This is a genomic window from Suipraeoptans intestinalis (assembly GCF_009696485.1).
In the GTDB taxonomy this organism is placed as follows: domain Bacteria; phylum Bacillota; class Clostridia; order Lachnospirales; family Lachnospiraceae; genus Suipraeoptans; species Suipraeoptans intestinalis.
Genome location: NZ_VULY01000018.1, coordinates 483,211 through 507,708, shown reverse-complemented (window position 1 = coordinate 507,708; position 24,498 = coordinate 483,211). Strand labels below are relative to the sequence as shown.

At 47.8% G+C, this 24,498-nt stretch carries 23 protein-coding genes and 3 tRNA genes; 23 read left to right on the top strand and 3 right to left on the bottom strand.

Going from position 1 to position 24,498, the window contains the following annotated elements; genetic code table 11:
- The first annotated feature begins 223 nt into the window (after nucleotides 1-223).
- The 13 genes from FYJ34_RS03085 (at nucleotide 224) to asnB (ending at nucleotide 8,802) form a co-directional block, all read left to right on the top strand.
- Nucleotides 224-895, top strand: coding sequence for a YdeI/OmpD-associated family protein (locus tag FYJ34_RS03085; protein WP_154476143.1), 672 nt, complete (start codon nucleotides 224-226; stop codon nucleotides 893-895).
- A gap of 145 nt (nucleotides 896-1,040) precedes the next feature.
- Nucleotides 1,041-1,589, top strand: coding sequence for a DUF4256 domain-containing protein (locus FYJ34_RS03080; protein ID WP_154476141.1), 549 nt, complete (start codon nucleotides 1,041-1,043; stop codon nucleotides 1,587-1,589).
- Nucleotides 1,590-1,684: 95 nt separating this feature from the next.
- Nucleotides 1,685-1,767, top strand: a tRNA-Leu gene (locus tag FYJ34_RS03075).
- 47 nt (nucleotides 1,768-1,814) lie between these two features.
- Nucleotides 1,815-1,888: transfer RNA gene (locus tag FYJ34_RS03070), tRNA-Arg, on the top strand.
- 506 nt (nucleotides 1,889-2,394) lie between these two features.
- A complete protein-coding gene (locus tag FYJ34_RS03065; RefSeq protein WP_154476139.1) occupies nucleotides 2,395-2,661 on the top strand; it encodes a hypothetical protein in 267 nt (88 codons plus the stop codon).
- 43 nt (nucleotides 2,662-2,704) lie between these two features.
- Entirely contained in the window at nucleotides 2,705-2,908 is a 204-nt protein-coding gene (locus tag FYJ34_RS03060) for a hypothetical protein (RefSeq protein WP_154476137.1), read from the top strand.
- Nucleotides 2,909-3,108: 200 nt separating this feature from the next.
- Nucleotides 3,109-3,840, top strand: a complete 732-nt coding sequence (locus FYJ34_RS03055) for a MerR family transcriptional regulator (RefSeq protein WP_154476135.1) — start codon at nucleotides 3,109-3,111, stop codon at nucleotides 3,838-3,840.
- On the top strand, nucleotides 3,833-4,036 hold the full coding sequence (locus FYJ34_RS03050) for a PLDc N-terminal domain-containing protein (protein ID WP_154476133.1): 204 nt from the start codon (nucleotides 3,833-3,835) through the stop codon (nucleotides 4,034-4,036). Before FYJ34_RS03055 ends, FYJ34_RS03050 begins: the two co-directional genes overlap by 8 nt.
- The gene (locus FYJ34_RS03045; RefSeq protein ID WP_154476131.1) at nucleotides 4,036-4,935 is read left to right on the top strand and encodes an ABC transporter ATP-binding protein; all 900 of its coding nucleotides are present in this window, start codon (nucleotides 4,036-4,038) and stop codon (nucleotides 4,933-4,935) included. Before FYJ34_RS03050 ends, FYJ34_RS03045 begins: the two co-directional genes overlap by 1 nt.
- Nucleotides 4,932-5,702, top strand: a complete 771-nt coding sequence (locus tag FYJ34_RS03040; protein WP_154476129.1) for an ABC transporter permease subunit — start codon at nucleotides 4,932-4,934, stop codon at nucleotides 5,700-5,702. The genes FYJ34_RS03045 and FYJ34_RS03040 overlap by 4 nt, the downstream gene beginning before the upstream one ends.
- Nucleotides 5,703-5,811: 109 nt before the next feature.
- Complete coding sequence (locus tag FYJ34_RS03035; protein WP_154476127.1) at nucleotides 5,812-6,441, top strand: ECF transporter S component; 630 nt, start codon at nucleotides 5,812-5,814, stop codon at nucleotides 6,439-6,441.
- Nucleotides 6,442-6,653: 212 nt separating this feature from the next.
- Nucleotides 6,654-6,724: transfer RNA gene (locus FYJ34_RS03030), tRNA-Trp, on the top strand.
- 224 nt (nucleotides 6,725-6,948) lie between these two features.
- Nucleotides 6,949-8,802, top strand: coding sequence for an asparagine synthase (glutamine-hydrolyzing) (gene asnB, locus FYJ34_RS03025; RefSeq protein WP_154476125.1), 1,854 nt, complete (start codon nucleotides 6,949-6,951; stop codon nucleotides 8,800-8,802).
- A 327-nt stretch (nucleotides 8,803-9,129) separates the two neighbouring features.
- Here asnB and FYJ34_RS03020 read toward each other — a convergent pair whose 3' ends face one another.
- Both FYJ34_RS03020 and FYJ34_RS03015 read right to left on the bottom strand, forming a co-directional pair.
- Nucleotides 9,130-9,486 carry a hypothetical protein gene (locus FYJ34_RS03020; RefSeq protein WP_154476123.1) on the bottom strand — a complete coding sequence of 119 codons (357 nt, stop codon included), beginning with the start codon at nucleotides 9,484-9,486 and terminating at the stop codon, nucleotides 9,130-9,132.
- 14 nt (nucleotides 9,487-9,500) lie between these two features.
- A complete protein-coding gene (locus tag FYJ34_RS03015; protein WP_154476121.1) occupies nucleotides 9,501-10,076 on the bottom strand; it encodes a TetR/AcrR family transcriptional regulator C-terminal domain-containing protein in 576 nt (191 codons plus the stop codon).
- 191 nt (nucleotides 10,077-10,267) lie between these two features.
- Here FYJ34_RS03015 and FYJ34_RS03010 point away from each other — a divergent pair, with 191 nt between their 5' ends.
- The 8 genes from FYJ34_RS03010 to FYJ34_RS02975 all read left to right on the top strand — a co-directional run bounded on the left by FYJ34_RS03010 (nucleotide 10,268) and on the right by FYJ34_RS02975 (nucleotide 21,436).
- Nucleotides 10,268-12,328, top strand: a complete 2,061-nt coding sequence (locus tag FYJ34_RS03010; RefSeq protein WP_154476119.1) for an efflux RND transporter permease subunit — start codon at nucleotides 10,268-10,270, stop codon at nucleotides 12,326-12,328.
- A gap of 5 nt (nucleotides 12,329-12,333) precedes the next feature.
- Complete coding sequence (locus FYJ34_RS03005) at nucleotides 12,334-14,298, top strand: hypothetical protein (protein ID WP_154476117.1); 1,965 nt, start codon at nucleotides 12,334-12,336, stop codon at nucleotides 14,296-14,298.
- 209 nt (nucleotides 14,299-14,507) lie between these two features.
- Complete coding sequence (locus tag FYJ34_RS03000) at nucleotides 14,508-15,419, top strand: DMT family transporter (protein ID WP_154476115.1); 912 nt, start codon at nucleotides 14,508-14,510, stop codon at nucleotides 15,417-15,419.
- Nucleotides 15,409-15,861 (top strand): GNAT family N-acetyltransferase, encoded by a 453-nt coding sequence (locus tag FYJ34_RS02995; protein WP_154476113.1) that lies wholly within the window; start codon nucleotides 15,409-15,411, stop codon nucleotides 15,859-15,861. The genes FYJ34_RS03000 and FYJ34_RS02995 overlap by 11 nt, the downstream gene beginning before the upstream one ends.
- Entirely contained in the window at nucleotides 15,858-16,310 is a 453-nt protein-coding gene (gene dtd / locus FYJ34_RS02990) for a D-aminoacyl-tRNA deacylase (protein ID WP_154476111.1), read from the top strand. The genes FYJ34_RS02995 and dtd overlap by 4 nt, the downstream gene beginning before the upstream one ends.
- 488 nt (nucleotides 16,311-16,798) lie before the next feature.
- A complete protein-coding gene (locus FYJ34_RS02985) occupies nucleotides 16,799-17,329 on the top strand; it encodes a MarR family winged helix-turn-helix transcriptional regulator (protein ID WP_154476109.1) in 531 nt (176 codons plus the stop codon).
- An 18-nt stretch (nucleotides 17,330-17,347) separates the two neighbouring features.
- A complete protein-coding gene (locus FYJ34_RS02980) occupies nucleotides 17,348-19,603 on the top strand; it encodes an ABC transporter ATP-binding protein (protein WP_330582512.1) in 2,256 nt (751 codons plus the stop codon).
- Complete coding sequence (locus FYJ34_RS02975; RefSeq protein ID WP_154476107.1) at nucleotides 19,604-21,436, top strand: ABC transporter ATP-binding protein; 1,833 nt, start codon at nucleotides 19,604-19,606, stop codon at nucleotides 21,434-21,436.
- Nucleotides 21,437-21,659: 223 nt separating this feature from the next.
- On the opposite strand, the gene FYJ34_RS02970 is transcribed toward FYJ34_RS02975, so the two are convergent.
- Nucleotides 21,660-22,889 carry an argininosuccinate synthase gene (locus tag FYJ34_RS02970; protein ID WP_154476105.1) on the bottom strand — a complete coding sequence of 410 codons (1,230 nt, stop codon included), beginning with the start codon at nucleotides 22,887-22,889 and terminating at the stop codon, nucleotides 21,660-21,662.
- Between the two features lie 179 nt (nucleotides 22,890-23,068).
- On the opposite strand from FYJ34_RS02970, the gene FYJ34_RS02965 reads away from it, so the two are divergent.
- Together FYJ34_RS02965 and FYJ34_RS02960 are read left to right on the top strand one after the other, a co-directional pair.
- Complete coding sequence (locus FYJ34_RS02965) at nucleotides 23,069-23,692, top strand: helix-hairpin-helix domain-containing protein (protein ID WP_154476103.1); 624 nt, start codon at nucleotides 23,069-23,071, stop codon at nucleotides 23,690-23,692.
- 88 nt (nucleotides 23,693-23,780) lie between these two features.
- Nucleotides 23,781-24,464: a response regulator transcription factor gene (locus FYJ34_RS02960; protein ID WP_154476101.1), complete on the top strand. Its 684-nt coding sequence runs from the start codon at nucleotides 23,781-23,783 to the stop codon at nucleotides 24,462-24,464.
- Nucleotides 24,465-24,498 lie beyond the last annotated feature (34 nt).

Here is a 24,498-nt window from a genome sequence, read left to right as displayed (position 1 = left end):
GAGGGCAAGGAATAGCCGATAAATCGGGTGATACAGGAGAGAAAATATCAAAAAAGCCGGTGGAAAATCGCCAAAGGGAAATCGTCAAAGAAATTTTCGTTGCGGAAAAGAAGAAGGGAGGGTACAATGGAGAAACTCCAAAAAAAGAAGAGAGAACAGCGGGCGTCTGGCTGAAAAGAAAGGACAGACGAAACAGCAAAAGAACCTGAAAAGAGGGAAAAGGATGGAAGCGACACTGCGAAAGAAAATCAGACTGGATAAATTTAAGCAGATCAGACGACTTCGGAAAGCGAGAGAGGCGTCTCCTTTTGATGAGATAGAGATGTTCCGGATCGGAGAAAAGAAAATAGATTTGGGGATCGCTTATGTATACGATTTAAGTGAGATGAAGGAAGTCATTGATACTGTTTGGAAGGAAAAAATCCTGCCGGTGCAGGGATGTCTGTATCTGATCTATCCTAAGACCAAAAATAAAAAAGGATATGCCTCTATTGGGAGAGACAGTATTTTTCCTTATCTGGAGGTAGGAGAGGACGGATATGTAAAGGGAACAGAATTAAAGTTTTGTCTGATGGCGGCTGTAGATGAAACGTATACGTTGGTGGGAATGAAGTATTTGCCCCAATCTCTGAATAAAACATCTGCGGCAGCTTCCGGACGTGTGGAAGATTATGTGGACAGACTGGAGGATGTGAAAGCATACCTTGAAGACTATCCAAAGCAGCTGGAATTTTACAGACAACTGACGCCGGGCTATCAGAAGGACTGGGCAAGGTATCTGTATTCGGCTAAAACAGAGGCGACCCTGCAAAGAAGGCAGAAGGAAATGGTGGAGATCTTAGGGGCCGGTTACAAGACAAAGCAGTTGTACCGAGCGGCGGAAAAGGATCGATAAGCGGAAAAGGATCAATAATCAGAAGAGAAGAAGTACAAAAAGCGAGGCTGAGAAGGTTTTGTGACAGGATACGATCCTGGCGGGAAAGCGAGAGGGAAGAAACCAGGAAGAAAACAGGAAAATATTTACCGGGAGGGGAAGAAATATGGGAAACGATACGATAATGGAAGGGATATTGGAAAAGCTGGAAGAAAGATTTTCTGCCCATATGGAGAGACACAAGGATTGTAACTGGGAGGCTGTAAAGAAACGGATCCTGTCAGATGAGAAGAATCTGGTGGCTTTGTCCCAGATGGAAAGAACAGGCGGCGAACCGGATGTGATCGGCTTTGATGAGAAAACGGGAAGGTACCTGTATTGTGACTGCTCGGCAGAAAGTCCTTCCGGAAGAAGAAGTCTTTGTTATGACAGACAGGCGCTGGAAGCCAGAAAGAAAAATAAGCCGTCCGGGGATACGCACACCATGGCGGAAGAGATGGGGATCACCATCCTAACGGAGGCGGAGTATGCCCTGCTGCAAAAGACCGGAGATTATGATTTCAAGACATCCAGCTGGATCGAGACGCCGGAAGAAATGCGGAGGTTGGGGGGAGGCCTGTTTGGAGATAAGAGATATGGCAGGGTATTTTACTACCACAATGGAGTGGAATCCTATTATGCAAGCAGAGGATTCAGAGGAATGCTGCGAGTCTAGGAGCTATGTCAGAAAAATTAAAAAGTATCATGTAAAAATTATCAATAAAAAATTGTTGCAAAAAGGAAAAGTTTGTGGTAGGATAACCTTTGTCAGCGGAGATGGCGGAATGGCAGACGCGCTAGATTCAGGTTCTAGTGGGAGCAATCCTGTGAGGGTTCAAGTCCCTTTCTCCGCACTTTTTTGCGACATGGAACAGGTTCAGGTCGTAAAAAAGATGATTGTGTGGGCGTAGCTCAGCTGGATAGAGCGTTTGGCTACGGACCAAAAGGTCGGGAGTTCGAATCTTCTCGCCCACGCTGTGGCTCTAAGCCGGAAAGTAGCGCAAATCCTTGTAAATCAGGGGTTTGCGCTGTTTTTGTTTTTAGGAATATTTCTTATAAATGGGGGAAAAAGTCGTATTTTAGACAGATATGCAACACGAAATGCAACATGAAACCTAACTTATTCCTTATTTTTCCTATGTTTTCGATTTAATAAATGTAGCATATTCCATAACCATTTTTAATTCTTCGTCAGTTAGCTCAAGATTTGCTAGATCAGTTCTGGAGAGGTCCTTATTTGTTTCATGCTGGACTCCCATCATCTGTTTTTCAAGCCGATTGCCACGGTGAAACAAATCTGAGTATACTGACATATCAGAAAAGGAATTGATAAATCTTTTAAAAGGAGAGCCTGACGACAAAGAGGAAAAAGCAACTGGTCTACATTGACAGAAAATGTCAACTTGCTGCCGTGAAAAGCAGAGAAAGCGAAAAGGTTGTGACGATCATCAGAGCAAAAGAGACAAAGGAGGGATGGAAGGATGTTTGAAAAAATAATGCATTACATCAAAGACTTCCTGGAAAACACACCGGATGATATATACGAATTTTCCGTTATCCTAGAGAATGCATTGGTGGATGATTACGATGAAATGTACAAGGATCAGCCGAAAGCCACAGAGATATTAACAGATGAAACTCCGTGGATATGCGCAACAGCAGAACCCGGCATGACTCCGGAGGAAATCGAGGAGTTTAAGCGACAGTTGAAAATTGAATACGAAAAGGCGTTAAAAGCTGTTGTATAATACCACCCAGTCTAAAGATTGAGTGGTATTTTTAGGAAGGAATATGGCAATCGTAAAAATAATAAACGGTAGTATTTTCATGTCGAGTCGTGTCGGTGAGAAAGACCCGGCCGGAGTAGAGCGGAGATACACAGCAATGGCAGTTCTCGTTTGTGGCAGGGTCGGTTCCCTGAAAGACCTGACTAGGAATTGGGGTTGGGTAGATGGAAAAAGTGGAGGGACAATAATTGAAAGGAAGGTCGGTTAAAGCGAGGAAGGCTTCCGGCAGATTTGTGGTTCCTAAGATGTACAGATATGGATCAGGGACACAACTGTATAGAATTTCAGTAAATCAAAAAGTTTCTTGTAGAAAGAAATACACCTGTTTTGAAAAAAATTCCTTGCATAAGGGATTGCTTGTGACGCTGCGTCATGTTGTAAAATAAGCAGCGAAAGGAGGGAAAAGCTATGCCCAAATATACAACAGGAGAAATTGCAAAGCTCTGTGGCGTATCGGTTCGGACGGTACAGTACTATGATTCCAGAAATATTCTCATTCCCAGCGAATTCTCTGAAAGCGGGCGCAGGCTCTACTCTGAACAGGATCTAAAGCAAATGAAGATTATTTGCTTTCTCCGCGATGCAGGACTATCCATCAACAGCATTGGAGAGCTGCTTTCAGAGAAAAATCCGGGCGGCACCATCTCCGTTTTACTGGAGCAGCAGGCGAAATGTCTTGAAACAGAAGTAAATGACCGCAGAGCAAAACTAGAATTAATCGACGGGATCCGGCGAGAATTGAAAAGTGTAGAAAATTTCTCCGTTGAATCTATAGGAGACATAGCATATGCGATGGAACATAGAAAAAAACTAAAGCAGCTTCACGCCATTCTGATGATTACGGGGCTTCCCCTTTGCATCGCCCAGTGGATAGCGGTGATCTTGCTGATCGGTTCAAGAATATGGTGGCCTCTTGTCGTATGGGCTATGTTGGCGATCCCCTATGCAGTCTGGGTGTCGGTCTTTTACTTTAAGCGGGTTGCGTACATCTGCCCGCAGTGCCATAACGTGTTCAGACCCAATTTGAAAGAAGTGCTTTTTGCAAAGCATACGCCGACACTCCGAAAGCTGACCTGTACCTGCTGCGGACATCACGGCTTTTGTGTAGAAGTTTATGGAAAGGAGAAGAGGGATGAATAGGATCATGGAATATCTTCCGTTTTTAATTCCACTTATTATTGCACAGTTTACACTGCTGGCTTATACGCTGTATCACATTTTGACACACAATACATATAAGCGGGGGAATCGCACATGGTGGCTTGTTGTTACCGTTGTGCTGATGAGCTTTGTCGGACCGGTCCTTTATTTCCTGTTTGGAAAGGAGGATGCGTGATGAATCTTCTGCGCATCGCCGGTCTGTACAAACGGTTTGGTGACAAGGAGGTGCTGAAAGGGCTGAACCTGGCGGTGCCAGAACACAGTATCTTTGGATTTATCGGGAAAAACGGCGCCGGCAAAACAACGACGATGAAAACGATACTGGGGCTTCTAAAAGCAGATGCAGGAGAGATCTTGGTTGGTGGAGAAAAGGTTGTTTACGGACAGACAGGAACAAACCGCTATATCGGTTATCTTCCCGATGTACCGGAGTTTTATCCGTTTATGACTGCCCGGGAATATCTTTTGTTCTGCGGTGAAATCACCGGGCTGAAAAAAACAGAGAAGGAGAAACGTTGTAAAGATCTGCTGAAGCTGGTGGGACTTGACAGTGAAACACACCGCATAAAAGGATTTTCAAGGGGAATGAAGCAGCGGCTGGGAATTGCACAGGCGTTGTTGAATCATCCGGCGCTGCTGATCTGTGATGAGCCTACTTCCGCCCTTGATCCTGTAGGAAGAAAAGAAATACTGGAGATTCTTCTTGCTGTAAGAAAGCGGACAACGGTTTTGTTTTCTACCCATATTTTATCGGATGTGGAGCGCATATGTACAGATGTAGCTGTTCTTCATAACGGGTCCGTAAGTATTCAGGGGAAGCTTGCCGATGTTAAGGCAAAATACCGCGGGGAAGAGTATTCCATAGAAACAAAAGAAGAAACAGATATAAATCTTTTTCAACAGTCTTTTCCCAATATGCGGAAAATTAGCAGCACCCGGGTATCTTTTTACGAAAGAGATTACGCCGTGTTTGATATACTGCGCTTTATAGCAGAGAAACGTATCCCCCTTTTGAAATGGGAACGGATGGAACCAACCCTTGAATCTTTATTTATGGAGGTGATCGAAAAATGAAAGCACTTCTGGCCTTTATAAAAAAAGAGTTAAAGGAACAGCTTCGTTCCGGCAGGGTGATCCTTCTTGGCATCTTGTTTGTTCTGTTCGGCATTATGAATCCTGCCGTTGCAAAATTAACACCGTGGCTGCTTGAGATGTCGTCGGATTCTCTTGCGGAAATTGGTATGGCTGTTACAACCGTAACCGTGAGTGCTATGGATTCCTGGGGGCAGTTTTTCAGGAATATGCCAATAGCCCTTATTTCCTTTGTTCTTTTGGAAAGCAGTATCTTCACCAGAGAATACCAAACGGGTACGCTGGTGCTGTCTCTGACAAAAGGGCTGGAACGCTATAAGGTGGTTGCTTCCAAAACGATCATGCTGGGTACTCTTTGGACAGTCTGCTATTGGATCTGCTTTGGAATCACTTATGGATACAATGCATATTTCTGGGATAATTCTGTGGTGCAGAACATGTTGCTTTCCGTGGTGTGTTGGTGGGGGTTCGGGATGTGGATCATTTCACTGATGATCGTATTCTCCACTGTTCTGGACGCAAATACAGGTGTGCTTGCTGCCACAGGCGGTATCGTCTTCGGATCATATTTGCTGGGGCTGCTGCCTGGCGTAAAAAAATATTTGCCGACGCTTCTGATGGACGGAAATTCGTTGATCTATGGTACGGCGGAAACAGAAACATACATCATACCGCTGATCATCACCGCGGCAATGAGTGTGATCTGCATTGCTGTCAGCATTCCCCTGTTTAACAAAAAGCCGCTGTAATTTTCCTCTTTTTCCATTCAAAATCTTTCTATCCTTTCCGGAAAGTGATATAATAAACCGACATTTGTATTGTATCTCAGAAGATGAGAATGATAACAAGGAGGAAAAAATGAAGAGAGAAAAGAAAGACACACGTTGGATGGCCGGTGTTGCACTTTTGGCGGCGATCATTATCTTGCTGGCGAATACGCCTCTGGGGATGATCCAGCTTCCTGTGATCAAGGCGACAACCGTACACATTCCGGTAATTTTAGGCGGTATTTTATTTGGGCCTCTGGCAGGAGGGATCCTGGGCGGGGTATTTGGGCTTTGCTCCCTGATCAGCAACACCATGGCACCTACCCTGGTATCCTTTGCGTTTTCCCCGTTTCTTAGTACCACGGGGCTGCCGGGAGCATGTAAGGCGATCTGGGTTTCCGTGGGCTGTCGGTGCCTGATCGGGATCGCGGCAGGATGGCTTTGGGTCTTGCTGTCCAGAACGAAGATCAGACAGGAGATCGCACTTCCGGTAATTGGGTTTGCAGGATCTATGGTCAATACCATTCTAGTAATGGGCAGCATTTACCTGCTGTTTGCCAAAGAGTATGCCAGTGTGCGGGAAGTAGGGATGAATGCGGTCTGGGGATTGATCATGGGGACGATTGTCTCAGCAGGCATTCCGGAAGCGGCAGCGGCAGCGGTGCTGGTGCTGGCCATTGGAAAAGTTTTGCTGAAGGTGCGCAGAAACGTTTCAAAATAAGAGAAAGAATAAAGGATCGGGAAAAAGAGCCGATAGATATCATAAAAAAGAACCGTAGTTTAAAAAGAGATCCGTCAGATGACAGTTAGGCAGGATCAGGAAGATACAGTATTTGAAAGCAGAAAGCACAGGCCATAACAGACAGGCTTGGAGCAGAAGAATACTTGACAAGAAGTTGGCTGTGTGATATAAGTAATAGGTACGCAAGCCGTAGGGGATTGGTCAAGTGGTATGATAGGGGTCTCCAAAACCTTTGGCGGGGGTTCAATTCCCTCATCCCCTGTTTTGGAAAGATGCTGGAAATGCTGTGATGCATGACCAGTATTTTTTATTTCAGGAGAATCCTGCGAGGCAGGATTTTTTCTTAAACGATATGCTTATTCTGGAACAGAGCGTCCTGTTTCTTCTTTCAGAGGAAGCGGAGGCGAAAAGACAGACGGCGGGAGCCGTCGAAAAATCCGTCCTAGGGACCGTCGGCAGGGCTCATAGGAGAATAAAGGAGAGAATATGTGCGGATTTGTTGGTTTTTTTGATGAGAGAGAAAAAAAAGAAGAAATTTTACAGAATATGATGGATCGTATTGTGCACAGAGGGCCCGATATGGGAGGCATGTATTACGATGAAAAAGCGGCCTTGGGGTTTCGCAGACTGAGTATTCTGGATTTGTCGGAGGCCGGCTGCCAGCCCCTCTACAGTGAAGACGGGACAAAGGTGCTGGTATTTAACGGAGAGATTTACAATTACCTGGAGCTGCGGGAAGAGCTGAAGCAAAAAGGCTATCATTTTAAAAGCAATACGGACAGCGAAGTGCTGATCCACGGATATGTAGAGTATGGAGAAGAGATCGTACATAAGTTAAGAGGGATGTTTGCTTTTTGTATCTGGGACAAAGAAGAACAAAAGGCTTTTGGCGCCCGGGACATCTTCGGGATCAAGCCATACTATCTGTACGAATATACGGAGGCGCAAAAGCCCTGCCTCATGATCGCATCTGAGATCAAAAGCTTTTTGGAGCATCCCGGATTTGAAAAAGAAGTCAATGAAAAGGCGCTGAAACCCTATCTGACATTTCAGTATTCCTCCCAGCCGGAGGAGACTTTTTTCAAAGGGGTAAAGCGGCTTCGTCCGGGACACTTTTTTACCTACAAGGACGGCGCACTGTCTGTGGGGCAGTATTGGGAGGCTGATTTCCGAGACGAAAACAGAAGCCTGGAAGAAAATGTAAAAAGGATCCAGGAGGTAGTGGAGGATTCTGTCAAAGCGCACAGACATTCGGATGTGCCGCTGGGATCCTTTCTTTCGGGAGGGATCGACTCCAGCTACATTACGGCGTGTCTCATGCCGGACAAGACGTTTTCCGTAGGGTTTGAGCAGGAAAGCTTTGATGAGACCACCATGGCAGAGGATCTGTCAAATATTCTGGGAATTGAAAACATCAAGCGGACCATCACCGGAGATGACTGTATGGGCAAGCTGGAGGAGATCCAGTATCATATGGATGAGCCCCAGTCCAATCCGTCCACACTGCCGCTGTATTTTCTGGCGAAGCTGGTAAAGGACAATGGCGTGACGGTAGTTCTTTCCGGAGAAGGGGCAGATGAGATCTTCGGTGGATATGAATGGTATGATATGGACCAGGGGCAAAGGTTCCTGAAAAAGTTCCCGGCCTTTTTGGTGCGGGGAGCCGCCAGGATGGCAAAGCACCTTCCTAATTTCAAGGGGAAGACGACTCTCCTTCGCGCAGGACTTCCGGTAGAAGAGACTTTCATCGGAGAAGCGCTGATCTTTGAAGAAAAAGAGGCAGAGCAGATTTTGACAGATGCATACCGGGGAGGGACTCCGGTAAAGGAGATCACCGATAAGGTCTATGCACTGGTGAAAGGAAAAGATGATGTCACCAAAAAGCAGTTCCTGGATCTGAAACTGTTTATGGAAGGAGATATTCTGCAAAAGGCGGATAAGATGAGTATGGCGCACTCTCTGGAGCTTCGGGTTCCTTTCCTGGATAAAGAAGTGATGAAGGTGGCAGAGGGAATCGGAAGTGACCAGAAGATCGCACATGGAACGACGAAGTTTGTGCTGCGGGAGGCTTCCAAAGGGAAGATTCCCAAAGAGTGGTATCAGAGAACCAAGAAGGGATTCCCGGTGCCCATCCGCATCTGGTTCACAGAGGAAAAGCACTACCACTACGCCAGAGAATACTTTGCTTCTGATTTTGCAGGGAAGTTTTTTAAACAGGAAGAAATCCTTCGCATTTTGGATGAACATTACAAAGGAAATGCCAATCATGCCAGAAAGATCTACACCGTGCTGGTGTTCCTGGTGTGGTACAAGCGTTACTTTATAGAAGAGAGTGCATAAGAACAGAAAAGAATGCATAGAAGTGTGAAGAAGACAGAGAATAATTACGGCACCCAAAGAACGGAAAGAAGCAGAAGATGGTACACGGCATCGGCTGGAGAGAGCGGAGAGAAACCGACCGGAAGATGGCACCTCGTATACGGGGAACGGCGGACTGTCTGATAGAAAACAAAAGAAAGAAATCTGCAAAGAAAAGGGATCATATCTGTATGAAGATACAGGTGTGATCCTTTTTGTGGTGCAGAAGCAGATGGCGCCGGCTGGCGAGATCCGGACCGGGCATAAAACAGGGCCGGACGCAGCAGGATTTGATCCTTTCTTTGTAAATTACCGGATGGTTTCCTGACCATAATTCTCCCAGGCTGTCTGAAACTTTTCAAACTGCCGGGTCAGAAGTTCCAGATCGGAAGGAGACAGGCGCGCCAGGAACTCCTCCATATCCCTTCGGATCTTGCCCGGATTATACGGGACTTCCAGGGCAAACTCACACATGGCTCTTAGCTTGAGAAAATAATAGGCGGCCTCCGGATGCTCCTGGCTGTCCAGATTCATGTGGAACATGAAATGGCAGTCGCTGGCCTCCTGATCCGTACAGGGAGAGCAGATCCATTTCCCCAGATAATAGTAGGACGGTCCGATCTGGTATAAAAATCCCGGATGAGACAAAAGTTTTTCAAGCAACATCTGATATACCCTCCTTATAACAGTGCTTCGGCACGCTGTAAAGCTGCCTGGATAGAGTCCTCATTGGTCAGCACGAGAAACTGGATCAGCCGCTCGGGAGACTCCTTCATACCATTTTCAAACCAGGTAAGGATCGCGCTTACAATGGCATCGGCGTAGTAGCAGGCTAAAAATTCCTTGTATTCTTTCGGGACAGAAAGATCCTGAGAATGCTGTCGGATAAAGGAATAAAAAAGATGTGCCACATCCTTGTGCAACAGGAGTCTCAGATGGTCGCGCCCCATGCTTTGCAGAAGCCCCCGGCAGATCTGCGCATTATCGGATAAAAACTGCAGGACAAAGGTCAGCGCCCCCTTCGGATCGTCATGCAGAGTATAGTCCTTGATGGTCTGGATGGCTTCTTCTTTGAAGATCCATTCGATCAGATCATAGACATCCCGAAAATGGTAGTAAAAAGTCTTGCGGTTGATCCCGCAGGTATCGGAAATATCACTGATGGTAATGCGCTCCAGAGGCTTTGTACGAAGCAGGCTTTTCAGTGCTTCGGCGATCAGTTTTTTCGTCTGTAGGGAAGATATATTTTGCTTCATAGGCGGAAAATCCTCTCTCAAATGAAATATATCCCTATTTTAAAGGGGAAAAGGGGAAATTACAAGAAAAGCCCTGATTTTTTTGCCACAAAATGACGGATTTGTCTAAAAATAGGACAAATCCGGGAAATTGTCCATTGAAAAAGCAGGGGAGGACTTCTAGGATAGAGCAGTAATGGAGGGAGGCAGCAATGAAAAGATATACAAATATCATTATGAAATACAGGAAAACAGTGATCGCCGTTTTTGTGATCTGTACGGCGATTTCCGTTTTCCTATCCGGGAAGGTAGGGGTGAATTATAAATTTGCAGATTACCTTCCGGACGATGCACCGTCTACAAAGTCGCTGGATGTGATGGAGTCAGAGTATACACAGGCAGTTCCCAATATGCGTGTGATGATCAGGGACGTTTCAGTGGCCAAAGCATTGTCCTACAAGGAGAAAATAGAACAGGTAGATGGAGTGGAGGCAGTGGAGTGGCTGGATGATGCAGTGGATATAGAACAGCCTATGGAGGTGCTGGATCAGGATACGGTTCAAGAATGGTACAAGGATGAAAATGCATTGTTTCAGGTCACGGTGGATGAATCCAAAGGACTCGGTGCAGTACAGGGGATCCGCAAGGTGATCGGGGACAAGAATTACATGGAAGGAGAAGCGGTAACAGATGCACTGGCTCCGGTACAGACCTCGAAGGAGATCGCAAAGATCATGCTTTATGCAGTTCCGCTGATTTTTGTTATTTTGCTGATCACGACGACCTCCTGGTATGAGCCGGTGCTGTTTCTGGTTACGCTGGGAATGGCGATTTTGATCAACCGGGGAACCAATCTGATGTTTGGAACCATTTCTTTCGTGACCAATGCGGCAGGAAGTATCCTGCAGCTGGCAGTGTCCATGGATTATGCCGTATTTCTTCTGCATCGTTTCGGAGAAAACAGAGAAAAAGGAGAAGATGTGGAATCGGCCATGAAGCATGCAGTCCGGCAGTCGGCAGGCTCCATTTTATCCAGCGGGCTGACTACGGTGACCGGTTTTGCAGCCCTCATCTTCATGCGGTTTAAGATCGGACCGGACATGGGATGGGTGATGGCAAAGGCGATCGTCATCAGCCTGGCCAGTGTGCTGGTTTTGCTTCCGGCACTGGCAACCAATACATACAAACTGATCGACAAGACGCATCACAAGCCACTGATCCCTCCTCTGGATCGGTTTTCCAAAAAGGTGCAGAGTCTGGGAAAGGTGGCTGCGATCCTGTTTTTGATCCTGGTTATCCCGTGTTTTCTGATGCAGGGGAGAAACACATTTGTATTCGGCTCCGCAAAAATCTACAGCACCAACAAGACACAGATGGGAAGAGATATCCAGGCCATTGAAAAAGAATATGGGACATCTAACGTGGTGGCAGTTTTGGTGCCGAAAGGGGATGTAAAAAAAGAAAAGGAGCTTAGTCAGACATTTCATCAAATGCCGAAGGTGACCAGTGTCATTTCCTATGTGGATACGGTGGGAGAATCCATTCCGACAGAGTTTGTGCCAAAAGAGCAGGCGGCGAAGCTGTATTCCTCAAAATACAGTAGGTTCATCCTTCATCTGGACACAGAGGAGGGGGAGGCAGACTGGGAGCAAACGGTGGGAAGCGTGCGAAAGGCGGCTGAATCCTATTATGGAAAGGATGTGGAGTATGCAGGCAGCCTCGTAAGTACGGAAGATCTAAAAAGCACCATCACACAGGACAATGAAAAGGTAACGGCGATGGCAGTCGTGTTTGTGTTTGTGATCTTGCTGGTGAATTTTAAATCTGCCAGTATCCCGGTGCTTCTGACACTGGTGATCGAGGCGGCGTTCTGGATCAATATGAGTATCCCTTACTTAACCGGAAGACCTCAGTACTACATTGCGTACCTGATCGTCAGCTCGGTGCAGCTGGGAGCCACCATTGATTATGGGATTCTGTTTACAGACCGTTACTGCGAAAACAGAAAGACTATGCGGCAAACAGAAGCGGCAAGAAAGGTAATCCAGACCGGCACGGTTTCTGTGATGACTTCCGGGCTGATCATGACTTTCGTAGGACTGATCCTGGGAAATTTTTCTTCCAATCAGGTGCTGAGCCAGCTTGGGATCCTGATCGGCCGGGGAGCAGCCATCTCCATGGTACTGGTGATCCTCGTACTTCCGCAGTTACTGATCACATGCGATAAGTTTATTCAGAAAACATCATTGGACAAACAATTTGTAAAGGAGTAAGAACTATGAAACAGGTATGGAAAAAAACGATGGCCGTTTTCGTGTCGGCAGGATTGCTGCTGGGAAATGGGGCGTCTGCTCTGGCACAGGAGAAACCTGTAGACAAGGAAGAAAATGTGTACGCCAACCTGAAAGCAGACGGGAGTGTATCGGGAGTCTATGTGGTCAACGGCTATCAGCTGGATAAAAAAGAGACCATCACAGATTATGGAAAGTATGAATCCGTAAAAAACCTGTCTTCTGACACGAAGATAGGACAGAAGGAAGACAAAATAACTGTGGCGGGAGAAAAAGGGAAATTTTATTATCAGGGGAATTTAAAAGAAAAAGAACTTCCCTGGGAGGTAAGCATCCAGTATGTTTTGGAAGGAAAGGAGGTTTCCGCCAGAGAGATCGCAGGAAAGTCGGGAGAGACAGAAATCCATATCCAGACCAAAGCGGTGAAAACATACAGTGATTTTACAGAAAATTATCTGCTTCAGATCACGGCCACGTTGTCGGGAAAGCATTTTAGTGATGTGCAGGCAGAAGGAGCCATGCAGGCAAATGTTTCGGGAGAGAAACAGCTGACCTACACAGTGATCCCGGGGCAGGATGCGGATATAGAGATCCGGGGAAAAGCTACGGATTTTGAGATGGACAGTATCGTTTTGAAAGCGGTTCCTCTGTCTTTTGACGTGAAAGAAGAGCAGATGGATACCGGCGTTTTAAAAGAAAAAGAGAATGCATTTTTAAGCGGGGTGGAGCAGTTGAATGCCGGAAGCCATCAGCTGGCAGCGGGGATTTCCGGACTGACCGGGGGAGGAACGGCATTGTCCCGGGGACTGGAACAGCTGGGAGACGGAGCAGACAGCTTGGACGTAGGAGCGGCTGCGCTGGCCAAGGGAAGCAGTGACCTGAAAGAAGGGGCAAAAAACTGGCAGTCCGGGTTGGCGCAGGTGGCAGGAAATTCACAGCAGATGCAAAAAGCATCGGCGCAGATCGCAGCCGGACTGACAAAACTGGAGCAACAGCTGAATGGTCAGGGAGGAGAAGAACTGCAGCTGACAGAAGCAATAGGGGCAGTGGGACAGCTGACGGAACAGTTTGGAACGCTGGTGCAGGCGTCGGCACAACTGGGGCAGGGGATTTCCAATGCATACAACACCGGTCTGGAGCTGGAAGGCGCAAGGACAGCACAGGACGGGCTGGCTGGCCAGTCCATCGCGGCAAATGAAGCGGCTGCAGCGCAGCTGGCACAACTGGAGGATTCCCCGGAAAAGACGGCGGCGATCCAGGCCCTGACCAACAGCAGTGCAGTCCTGGGAGGCTATCAGACCCTGGGAGCAGGATACGGGCAGCTGGTGGCAGGACTGGGGCAGCTAAGTGCAGGGTATCAGGGAGAAAACGGGATTCAGAAAGGTCTGGAGCAAACACAACAGGCCCTGCAGACCATGAATCAGAAGATACAGACGTTAGGATCGACGCAGGAGAAGCTTGCAGCGCTTCGCCAGGGCGTGCATCAACTGTACGCAGCCTACTGTGAAGGCAATCAGGAGACGCCGTCTTTCCATCAGGCAGTGATACAGTATACCGACGGAACGGACGCCCTTTACCAGAGCTATTCTCATCAGCTGTATCCGGGGATAGAGTCGGTTGCCGGAGGCATGGAGACGCTGGATCAGGGCGCCGGAAGTCTGAAGGCAGCCACATGGGCTTTGCGGGATGGCAGCCGGACACTTTTAAACGGACTTGGAAGTGCAGAAAGCGGAGCGGCCGCTTTGCAGGAGGGAACCGCCGCCCTGCAGGGGGAAAGCAACAGCGCTTTGGCGGAAGCAAAATCAAAACTGGAGGAAATAAAGAATAAACTGACAGGAGAGGGATTTACGCCCCGGTCCTTTGTTTCAGAAAAGAACACCCATGTGAAAGCGGTGCAGTTTGTGGCAAAGACGGAAGCGATCGGAAAGACAAAAGAAAAAGACGGAAAATAAAAAGACGGAAAATAGTCGAAAGGTAAACGGATCAGGGAAAACCAAAGGGCGCAAAAAACAAAAAAAGCAGGAAACTGAAAGATTAGATCCGGATTGACCGGATAAGAAAAGTACAGGAAGAAAAACAAATTTTATAAGAGAGATGATTCTCCCGACGGATTGTGATATAATGCAAATGTTTATGTTACAACAGGTTGGGAGAATTGTTTATGAAAATGAAAAATGCAGTGCTGTTATTGCTGACATCATTTATATGGGGAACGGCTTTTGTGGCTCAGAGTCTTGGCATGGACTATATGGGTCCCTTTGTGTTTAACGGGCTTCGCAACATCATAGCAGGAGTGGCCCTGCTTCCTGTCATCTGGCTGCTTCCCCGGATTCTGAAGGAAGAAAAGAAAAAGGCGTCTGAAAAATCTGGAAAGGATCTGGTGCTGGGAGGACTGCTTTGCGGGCTGTGCCTGTTTGCGGGAAGCAGTCTGCAGCAGGTGGGGATTCAGTATACAACGGTAGGAAAGGCGGGGTTTATTGTAACCTTTTATATTGTACTGGTACCTCTTTTTGGGATTTTTCTTGGGAAAAAGATGGGCTGGAAGATCTGGATGTCTGTGGGGATTGCACTGGCAGGCCTGTATTTCCTGTGCCTGACAGAGACTCTCACCATTGGCTTTGGAGAGTTTCTGACGTTTCTTAGCGCCGTTGTATTTTCTTTCCACATCCTTGTGGTGGATCATTTTGCACCAAAGGTGGACGGCACCAAGCTGGCCTGCGTCCAGTTCTTTTTCTGCGGACTGATCTGTGTCATCCCTTCTGTTTTGTTTGAGTCCTTTCAGCTTTCCATGTTAAAGGAGGGACTGATTCCGCTGCTGTATGCGGCGATCCTGTCCAGCGGAGTGGGCTTTACGCTACAGATCGTAGGACAAAAGGACATGAATCCGGCAATCGCATCTTTGATCCTGAGTCTGGAAGCCACCTTTTCCGTACTGGCAGGCTGGGTGATCCTGGGAGAGCGGCTGACAGCCAGGGAGAAGCTGGGGTGCCTGCTGATGTTTGGAGCCATCCTGCTGGTTCAGTTGCCGGAACCCAAAAAAGTATTGAGACAGGAGGAACAATATGATTCGTGAAGTACAGGAAAAAGATTATGAGATATACATGGAACTGACGAAGGAGTTTTATGAGTCGGACGCAGTCCTGCATCCGATACCGGAAAGCCACCGAAAGGCTGCCTGGGAAGAAGTGATGCGGTCGAAGGATTATGTACAGGCGTATATTCTGGAAGAAAAGGAAGAGCCGGTAGGATATGGTCTGGTAAGCAAGACCTTTTCCCAGGAAGCAGGCGGGATGGTCATCTGGGTAGAAGAACTGTATATCCGCAGCGCCTACAGAGGTCTGGGGCTGGGAAAACAGTTTTTTTCCTTCGTAGAAAGAGAATTTTCCTCCATGGTTTCCAGGCTGCGGCTGGAAGTAGAGCCGGAGAATCAGCGGGCGAAGGAACTCTATGAGAAGATCGGATATGAGATTTTAGACTATGTTCAGATGGTAAAAGAAAGGAATGCAGAAAGATGAAATTTGTGATACAAAGAGTGGCGGAAAGTTCTGTGGCAGTGGACGGTAAGGTGATCGGCCAGATCGGAAAAGGCTATATGGTCCTGGTGGGAGTAAGCAATGAGGATACCAGAGAGATCGCAGACAAGATGATCAAAAAAATGGTGGGACTACGGATTTTTGAAGATGAAGAAGGAAAGACAAATCTTTCTTTGGAACAGGTGGGCGGAGAACTTCTGCTGATCTCCCAGTTTACGCTGTATGCCAACTGCAAAAAAGGGAACCGTCCCAGCTTTATTGAGGCGGGTGCGCCGCAAATGGCGGAAGAAATGTACGAATATATCATAGAACAGTGCAAAACCATGGTTCCTGTGGTGGAAAGAGGACAGTTTGGAGCGGATATGAAAGTCAGCCTGGTAAATGACGGCCCCTTTACCATCGTTCTGGAATCCGATAAATTGTTCGGATAGCAGGATATTTGAAGAAGCACGGGGGTTGTAAAGAACGAAGCGTACCCGGAGACGGACAGACAGGAACAACGATGGCTTTGAGAAGGGAAAAGACAGTAAAAAATCAGAACAGAAGCAAAGAAAGATGGATGGGAAGGTCCATCTTTTTTGTTGCATGGAAAAATTCTGTGAAAGCAAAGAGGTCCTGCCAGAACCGTACTGCATTGATATGGAATCTGTTTCTGAAGAGATATCCGGAAAAAAGGGTCGGAACAATCAACCGAAACAAGCGGCATAATTTTCTCTTGACTTTCAAGTGGATTAGGAATATCATATCCGTTAGTTATCTAATTATTAGACGACTAATTATATGGATGGACGACGGGAATTTTTGGCGTCAACTGCCAACAGAAAACCGGGGCGGCTGATAACAGGCGAAGCCGGACGAAAGAAAAAGATGAAAAGAATAGAGCAAAGGTGTAAGGCCAAAATGGAAAGGAGAAAAGGCGGTGCGAGAAGAAAGAGATTCGATATTTATGTTGTTTCATCAGATCCACAACCTGGCAAAATATTACGGAATGCAGGAATTGAAATCTGTCCGGTTAAATCCGGGACAGGCGGGGATCCTGTGTGTATTGCAGAAAGAAGAAGGAATTTCCCAAAAGGATCTTTCCAAAAGGCTGGGGATCACGGCACCGTCGGTAACAGCGGCCTTGAAGAAGCTGGAAACGGCAGGCTACATCACGAAGGAGGGAGATGGAGAAGACTTAAGGATCACCAGGATCCTCCTCAGTGAAAAAGGGAGAGAGCAGGCGAAGCTTTTGAAAAACGCAAACAAAAAGATAGAGGACGCTATTTGCAAAGGGATCCTGCCGCAGGACAAGGAGTTGCTGCAAAACATGCTGATCCGAATCCGCGGGAATCTGATGGAAACAAAAGAGCTTCAGGGAATGAGTGTGGAATCGGTCATGTATCACGTGCAGGGAGATGCCGGCTGCCGGGGGTGTGGACCGGCAGAGGGCAGGAGCCATCAAAAATAGAACACAGGAGATGATAGAGTGAGTAAATTATTAAGATTTTTAAGACCCTACGCGGCGGCGGTGCTGGGGATTCTGGCGGCTTTGACCATACAGGCGATGACAGAGCTGGCGCTTCCTACCTATACATCGGATATTGTTAATGTAGGGATCCAGCAAAGCGGAGTAGAAGAGGAAGTACCGTATTATCTGACAAAGGAAGCCTATCAGAAGCTGCTGCTGTTTACAGAGGCAGACCAGAGGCAGCTGGTGGAAACTTCCTACAAAAAAAGCAGCCGTTCTTTTTCCTATGACAAGGAAGTGCTGGAGCTAAAGGCTTCTGTCAAAAACAGCGATACAAAAAAACGACAACTGAAAAAAGCCATGGAGGTACCGATGCTCCTGTCTCTGGCTGCCGAAAGTAAACAGGCACAGAAGGCGGGACTACAGACAGAGCAGGATCAGGTGACCGAAGGCGGGCAGGTCGGGCAGGCGCAGATGAACGAAGCTGACCAGACCGGGGAAGGAGCGTCGGCGGAAAATCTCCAGATGGCACAAAAGCTGCAGGAGCAGATCCGGCAGGCAAAAGAAAAAATAAAGGCAATGCCGGAATCTATCACAAAACAGTCCGTTGCGCAATTTATCAAAAAGAACTACGAAACCATCGGGATCGATGTAGGAGAAAAGAGTACCTCCTATATTCTGAAAACGGGAAGAAAGATGCTGCTTTTGGCAGGCGTTGGAATGACAGCCAGCATCCTGGCCGGATTTGCGGCTTCCCGGGTGGCGGCGGGAGTAGGACAGCGCCTAAGGAGCAGTGTGTTCCAGAAAGTGGTCAGTTTTTCCGGGGCGGAAATGAACCGGTTTTCTACCGCCTCTTTGATCACCAGGAGTACTAACGACATCAATCAGATCCAGACGCTGCTGGTAATGTTTTTAAGGCTGGTGCTGTATGCGCCGGTTCTGGCGCTGGGAGGCGTATGGAAGGTGATCCACACAGATGTGGGAATGTCCTGGATCATCGGGCTTGGCGTGGGTGCCATTTTGTTGGTGGTGCTTGTTTTGTTTTCCATGGTGATCCCCCGCTTTAAGCTGGTGCAAAAACAGATCGACCGACTGAATCTGGTCAGCAGGGAGATCCTGACGGGACTTCAGGTGATCCGGGTATTTGGAAACGAGTCCTACGAGGAAAAAAGATTTGATACAGCCAACAAAGATATGACAAAGACCTTTCTGTTTATCAACCGGGCGATGACCTTTATGATGCCTATTATGATGTTGATCATGAATCTGATCACTTTGCTGATCGTGTGGGTGGGCGGCCACGGGATCGAGGACGGAACCATGCAGGTGGGGGATATGATGGCATTTATTCAATATACCATGCAGATCATCATCTCTTTCCTGATGCTGTGTATGGTGTCTGTGATGCTTCCAAGAGCAGCTGTTTCGGCGGAACGTGTGGATGAAGTCCTAAGAAGTGAAAATCAGATCGTGGACAAAAAGGAAGTAAAGCCATTTGCTTCCGACAGGAAAGGAGAAGTACGTTTTGAAAATGTATCCTTCCGTTATCCGGGAGCAGAAGAAGATGTGTTAAGTCAGATCAGCTTTGTGGCAAAAAAAGGAGAAACGACGGCCTTTATCGGAAGCACCGGAAGCGGAAAATCCACTCTGGTCAATCTGATCCCAAGGTTCTATGACGTAACGGAAGGAAGGATCCTGGTGGACGGAGAGGATGTCCGGGACGTATCGCAAAAGGAGCTGCGGGACAGGATCGGCTATGTTCCGCAGAAGGGAGTGCTGTTTTCCGGTACGATAGCCTCCAATATCCTGTACGGAGAGACGGAGAAGAAGGAAGAGCGGATGAGGGCAGCGGCAAGGACAGCCCAGGCGACAGAGTTTATTGAAGAGCAGGAAAACGGATACGAAAGAGAAATCTCCCAGGGGGGAGGCAATGTATCCGGAGGGCAGAAGCAGAGACTGTCGATCGCCCGGGCGATCGCAAAGCAGCCGGCGATCTATATTTTTGACGACAGCTTCTCCGCATTGGACTATAAAACAGATCAGGCACTGCGCCGTGCCCTGAAAAAGGATACCAAGGACAGCACCGTACTGCTCGTTGCACAAAGGATCAGCACCATTTTGCAGGCGGATCAGATCATTGTGCTGGAAGACGGACAGATGGTGGGGAAGGGAACCCATGAGGAGCTGCTGAAAAACTGTGAGACCTATTATCAGATCGCAGTATCACAGTTGTCTGAGGAAGAACTTTCCAAAGCAGGAAGGGAGGCGAGGTAGATGTCCAGAAGAAAGACCATGGGCGATGAACCAGTGATGGAAAAAGCGAAAGATTTCAGCGGAGCAATGAAAAAACTGGCCGCCTATTTTGGAGAATTTAAGATACAGATCGTCTTTGTGGTTCTGTTTGCCATCGGGAGCACCGTTTTTGGGATCGTAGGCCCCAAGATACTGGGAAAAGCGACGACGGAGCTGTTTCAGGGCCTGGTAAAGAAGATAGCGGGAGAGGGCGGGATCGATTTTGAAAAAATCGCTCAGATCCTGACCGGACTGTTTATCTTGTACGGCGTTAGTGCGGCCATGACGTTTATTCAGGGAATCCTGGTTACGGGAATCGCGCAAAAAATGACCTATCGCCTAAGAAGAGAGATGTCGGAAAAGATCCATCGTCTGCCTATGAATTACTTTGACCGGCAGCCGCATGGAGAGGTGCTGTCCAGGATCACAAATGATGTGGATACCTTAAGCCAGAGCCTGAATCAAAGTGCATCTCAGATCATCAGTGCGGTAGCTACGATCCTGGGAGTGCTGATCATGATGCTGAGTATCAGCCCGCTGATGACGGTGGTCTCTCTTTCCGTTCTGATCTTCTCCATGATCATTGTGTCGCTGGTAGTGGGGCGCTCCCAGAAATATTTCGCCCAGCAGCAGACGCATCTGGGCGTGATCAATGGACAGATCGAGGAGATCTACGGCGGGCAGGTGATTGTAAAGGCCTTTAACCAGGAAAAAAGAGTGCTGGAGCAGTTTGAAAAGGAGAATGCCACTTTGTACCGGTCAGCCTGGAAATCCCAGTTTTTTTCGGGGATGATGATGCCGATCATGCAGTTTGTGGGAAATCTTGGCTATGTAGCGGTGGTGATCCTGGGAGGTTACCTGGCGATCAAAAAGACGATACAGGTGGGAGATATCCAGTCGTTTATCCAGTATGTCCGGCAGTTTACCATGCCGATCCAACAGGTGGCACAGGCGGCTACCATGATCCAGTCTACAGCCGCCTCGGCAGAGAGGATATTTGAATTTCTGGAAGAAGAGGAAGAAACAGAAACCGCTTCTTTGACGGTCGGTTCCAAGACGGAACCGGAGAGAGAAGGAGAAGGCGCGGTGACTTTTGAACATGTCAGCTTTGGTTATGTGGAAGGACAGGAGATCATTCATGATTTCAGCGTGAAGATCCGACCGGGACAGAAGGTGGCCATCGTAGGCCCGACCGGAGCGGGAAAAACCACAATGGTAAAGCTTTTGATGCGTTTCTACGACGTGACAGGCGGACGTATTTTGGTGGACGGAAAGGATATCCGGGAAATGCCGAGACAGGAGCTGCGGCAAAGGTTTGGCATGGTACTGCAGGATACATGGCTGTTCCGGGGAAAGATCGAAGAGAATATCCGCTATGGAAAGCTGAACGCTTCTCACGAGGAAGTGGCAGAGGCGGCAAAAGCGGCACACGTTCACCGCTTTGTAAAGACACTGCCCGGAGGCTACGACATGGAATTGAATGAAGAGGCCAACAATGTATCTCAGGGGCAGAAACAGTTGATGACGATTGCCAGGGCGATCCTAGCAGACCCCAGGATCCTGATTCTGGACGAAGCGACCAGCTCGGTGGATACCAGGACGGAAGTGCAGATCCAAAAGGCAATGGCCAATCTTATGAAAGGAAGGACCAGCTTTGTGATCGCCCACCGGCTTTCCACGATAAGAGATGCGGACCTGATCCTTGTGATGAAGGACGGAGATATTGTGGAACAGGGAGATCATACACAGCTTTTGGAGCAAAATGGCTTCTATGCGCAGCTGTATCAGTCGCAGTTTCACGAATCTATCGCATAAGGAAAAAGATAGAACAGACAAGATAGCATGAGCGGAAATCTGTTGGAAGAGGTCTGCATCTTGGAGGAATAAGAAAGAGAGACAATCCTGTAGGGCGGCAAGGTTTGAAACTGCCGGATCTTTGCAGGAGGTCTCTCTTTTGTTTCAGAGCGGATCACATGTTGGGAAAAGAAGCGCCGGACTGCGGTAGTCCGTTGTTTATGCATCCGGGCACTGTCGGGAATTATCCGATGTCAGAAGCTGCTGGTTCTTCTTTTTTTAGCGCACGCACCTTTAACGGAAGGCCAAAGAGGCGGATGAAGCCATCGGCATCATGATGATCGTACAGCTCTCCGGTGGTGAAGCTTGCCAGAGATTCGCTGTAAAGAGAGTAGGGAGAGGTGGTGCCGGCTTTGATGATATTTCCTTTGTAAAGCTTGAAGGTCACTTCTCCGGTTACCTGCTTTTGCGTGCTGGCAACAAAAGCCTGCACGGCTTCCCTTAGAGGGGTAAACCATTTTCCTTCATATACGATCTGGGACAGCTTATTCCCCATTTCTTTTTTTACTTCAGCGGTAGCGCGGTCCAGCACCAGCTCTTCCAGTTGCTGGTGAGCCTCATATAAGATGGTTCCTCCCGGCGTTTCATACACCCCGCGGGATTTCATACCCACTACCCGGTTTTCTACAATATCACAGATTCCGATACCATGCTTTCCGCCAAGCCGGTTTAGGGTACGGATCACGTCGGATACCTTCATGGGAACCTGATTGACACTGGTGGGAACACCCTTTTCAAATGTCATGGTAACATATTCTCCTTCGTCCGGAGCGTTTTCGGGCGTGACGCCCAGCACGAGAAGATTGGAATAGTCCGGCTCACAGGCAGGATCTTCCAGCTCCAGTCCCTCATGGCTGATGTGCCAGAGGTTGCGGTCCCGGCTGTAGCTTTGTGCGGTGCTGAAAGGAAGGTGGATGCCGTGGCTTTCGCAGTAGGCGATCTCTTCCTCGCGGGAATTCATGGTCCAGAGATCTGTCATACGCCAGGGAGCAATGACTTTCAGATGAGGAGCCAGTGCCATGATCCCCAGTTCAAAACGGATCTGGTCATTTCCCTTTCCGGTAGCGCCATGGCAAATGGCAGAGGCGCCTTCTTTTTCTGCGATCTCTACCAGCCTTTTTGCGATCACAGGGCGTGCCATGGCAGTTCCCAGCAGATATTTATTTTCATAAACGGCGTTGGCCTGAACACAGGGAACGATATATTCCTCGCAGAATTCATCGACGATATCCTCTATATAAAGCTTGGAGGCTCCGGACAGCAGCGCTCTTTCTTCCAATCCTTCCAGCTCTTCCCCTTGCCCGCAGTCGATACAGCAGCAGATCACCTCATAATCAAAATGTTCTTTCAGCCAGGGAATGATGGCGGTCGTATCCAATCCTCCGGAATAGGCCAAGATTACTTTTTCTTTCATATCAAATATCCTCCTTGTATGTTTCTGACGTTTACTATACAACAAAATTAATATTTATGCAATAAAAAAGAATAATTATTAGAAAAATGGTTTCGGTTGCATTTTCAGGGTGGGAATAGTAAAATGAAGGTGTTCATGTATGCGGGGGTTACAGTTTCGACAGACTGTAAGGAGAAAGTATGCAAAGAAGAACAAAAATCATAGGTTTGTTGATCGGAATCATGGTCATATTCTTGTCTTCAGGATGTATAAAAAAGCAGCCTGTCCAGAAGGAATCCCTAAAAGCGGTTGAGATACAGAAGAAAGAAGAGCAAGAGAAAAAGCGGGAGAAAAAGACGGAAAAGAAGTCTGGGGAGAAGATCCTGGTGCATGTGTGCGGAGAAGTGATAAATCCGGGTGTCTATGAAGTAGGGGCCGGCGGAAGGATCTGGGAAGCGATCCGGCTGGCGGGAGGATTTACCCGGGAGGCAGATCAGGATTATTTAAATCAGGCGAAAGAGATCAGGGACGGAGAAAAACTATACGTTCCCGGCAGGCAGGAAACTGCCACCGGAGCTGCCGCCTTAAGCAGCGGAGAGGAAGCGGGCAGCCTGTCTGCATCCGGCCCGGAGGGGATCAATATCAATCGTGCTTCCAAAGAAGAGCTGATGAAGCTGGACGGGATCGGGGAGGCAAAAGCGGAGGCGATCCTGACGTACCGGAAGGAGCAGGGAGGATTTCAAAGCGTAGAAGAGATCAAGGAAGTCTCCGGGATCGGAGAAGGGGTATTTCAGAAAATAAAGGGAAGGATCCAAGTCGATTAAAAAAATTCTTCCCTGGAAAGTAACAGAAACAGAGCAAAATAGCGGAAAGGGCAGTACAGAAACGATTCAAACAAGAATGGAGAATGGAATGAAAAAGGTATTGGTGGTGGACGACGAAAAATTGATCGTAAAAGGGATACGGTTCAGTCTGGAGCAGGAGGGATTTCAGGTGGATTGTGCCTATGACGGAGAGGAAGCGCTCTGTCTGGCAAAGAAGAACTCCTATGATATGATCCTGCTGGATGTGATGCTTCCCAAGTATGACGGATTTGAAGTATGCCGCAGGATCCGGGAATCATCAGATGTTCCGGTGATCATGCTGACTGCCAAGGGAGAAGATATGGATAAGATTCTGGGACTGGAATATGGAGCCGACGATTATATGACAAAACCTTTTAATATTCTGGAAGTAAAGGCCAGGATCCGAGCTATTTTGCGGAGAACGGAAAAGAAGGAAGCAGAAAACAAGGCTTCCGTTCTGGTGAAGGGAGATCTGACTATCGACTGTGAAAGCAGGCGGGTAGAGATCGCAGGAAGAGAGGTCAATCTGACGGCGAAGGAATTTGATCTTCTGGAACTTTTAGCATCCAACCCTGCCAAAGTCTACAGCCGGGAGAATTTATTGAATATCGTATGGGGTTATGAGTATCCGGGAGACGCCAGGACGGTGGACGTGCACATCCGGAGACTGCGGGAGAAGATCGAAACGAGTCCAAGCGAACCAAAATATGTGCATACGAAATGGGGTGTAGGATATTATTTCAGAAATTAAGGCCTATCTGAAGCGGAATGTGCAAAAAAGCCTG

Coding starts and splice junctions, on each gene's coding strand:
- FYJ34_RS03085 (WP_154476143.1), top strand. CDS start 224: ATGGAAGCGACACTGCGAAAGAAAATCAGACTGGATAAATTTAAGCAG.
- FYJ34_RS03080 (WP_154476141.1), top strand. CDS start 1,041: ATGGGAAACGATACGATAATGGAAGGGATATTGGAAAAGCTGGAAGAA.
- FYJ34_RS03065 (WP_154476139.1), top strand. CDS start 2,395: ATGTTTGAAAAAATAATGCATTACATCAAAGACTTCCTGGAAAACACA.
- FYJ34_RS03060 (WP_154476137.1), top strand. CDS start 2,705: ATGGCAATCGTAAAAATAATAAACGGTAGTATTTTCATGTCGAGTCGT.
- FYJ34_RS03055 (WP_154476135.1), top strand. CDS start 3,109: ATGCCCAAATATACAACAGGAGAAATTGCAAAGCTCTGTGGCGTATCG.
- FYJ34_RS03050 (WP_154476133.1), top strand. CDS start 3,833: ATGAATAGGATCATGGAATATCTTCCGTTTTTAATTCCACTTATTATT.
- FYJ34_RS03045 (WP_154476131.1), top strand. CDS start 4,036: ATGAATCTTCTGCGCATCGCCGGTCTGTACAAACGGTTTGGTGACAAG.
- FYJ34_RS03040 (WP_154476129.1), top strand. CDS start 4,932: ATGAAAGCACTTCTGGCCTTTATAAAAAAAGAGTTAAAGGAACAGCTT.
- FYJ34_RS03035 (WP_154476127.1), top strand. CDS start 5,812: ATGAAGAGAGAAAAGAAAGACACACGTTGGATGGCCGGTGTTGCACTT.
- asnB (WP_154476125.1), top strand. CDS start 6,949: ATGTGCGGATTTGTTGGTTTTTTTGATGAGAGAGAAAAAAAAGAAGAA.
- FYJ34_RS03020 (WP_154476123.1), bottom strand. CDS start 9,486: ATGTTGCTTGAAAAACTTTTGTCTCATCCGGGATTTTTATACCAGATC.
- FYJ34_RS03015 (WP_154476121.1), bottom strand. CDS start 10,076: ATGAAGCAAAATATATCTTCCCTACAGACGAAAAAACTGATCGCCGAA.
- FYJ34_RS03010 (WP_154476119.1), top strand. CDS start 10,268: ATGAAAAGATATACAAATATCATTATGAAATACAGGAAAACAGTGATC.
- FYJ34_RS03005 (WP_154476117.1), top strand. CDS start 12,334: ATGAAACAGGTATGGAAAAAAACGATGGCCGTTTTCGTGTCGGCAGGA.
- FYJ34_RS03000 (WP_154476115.1), top strand. CDS start 14,508: ATGAAAATGAAAAATGCAGTGCTGTTATTGCTGACATCATTTATATGG.
- FYJ34_RS02995 (WP_154476113.1), top strand. CDS start 15,409: ATGATTCGTGAAGTACAGGAAAAAGATTATGAGATATACATGGAACTG.
- dtd (WP_154476111.1), top strand. CDS start 15,858: ATGAAATTTGTGATACAAAGAGTGGCGGAAAGTTCTGTGGCAGTGGAC.
- FYJ34_RS02975 (WP_154476107.1), top strand. CDS start 19,604: ATGTCCAGAAGAAAGACCATGGGCGATGAACCAGTGATGGAAAAAGCG.
- FYJ34_RS02970 (WP_154476105.1), bottom strand. CDS start 22,889: ATGAAAGAAAAAGTAATCTTGGCCTATTCCGGAGGATTGGATACGACC.
- FYJ34_RS02965 (WP_154476103.1), top strand. CDS start 23,069: ATGCAAAGAAGAACAAAAATCATAGGTTTGTTGATCGGAATCATGGTC.
- FYJ34_RS02960 (WP_154476101.1), top strand. CDS start 23,781: ATGAAAAAGGTATTGGTGGTGGACGACGAAAAATTGATCGTAAAAGGG.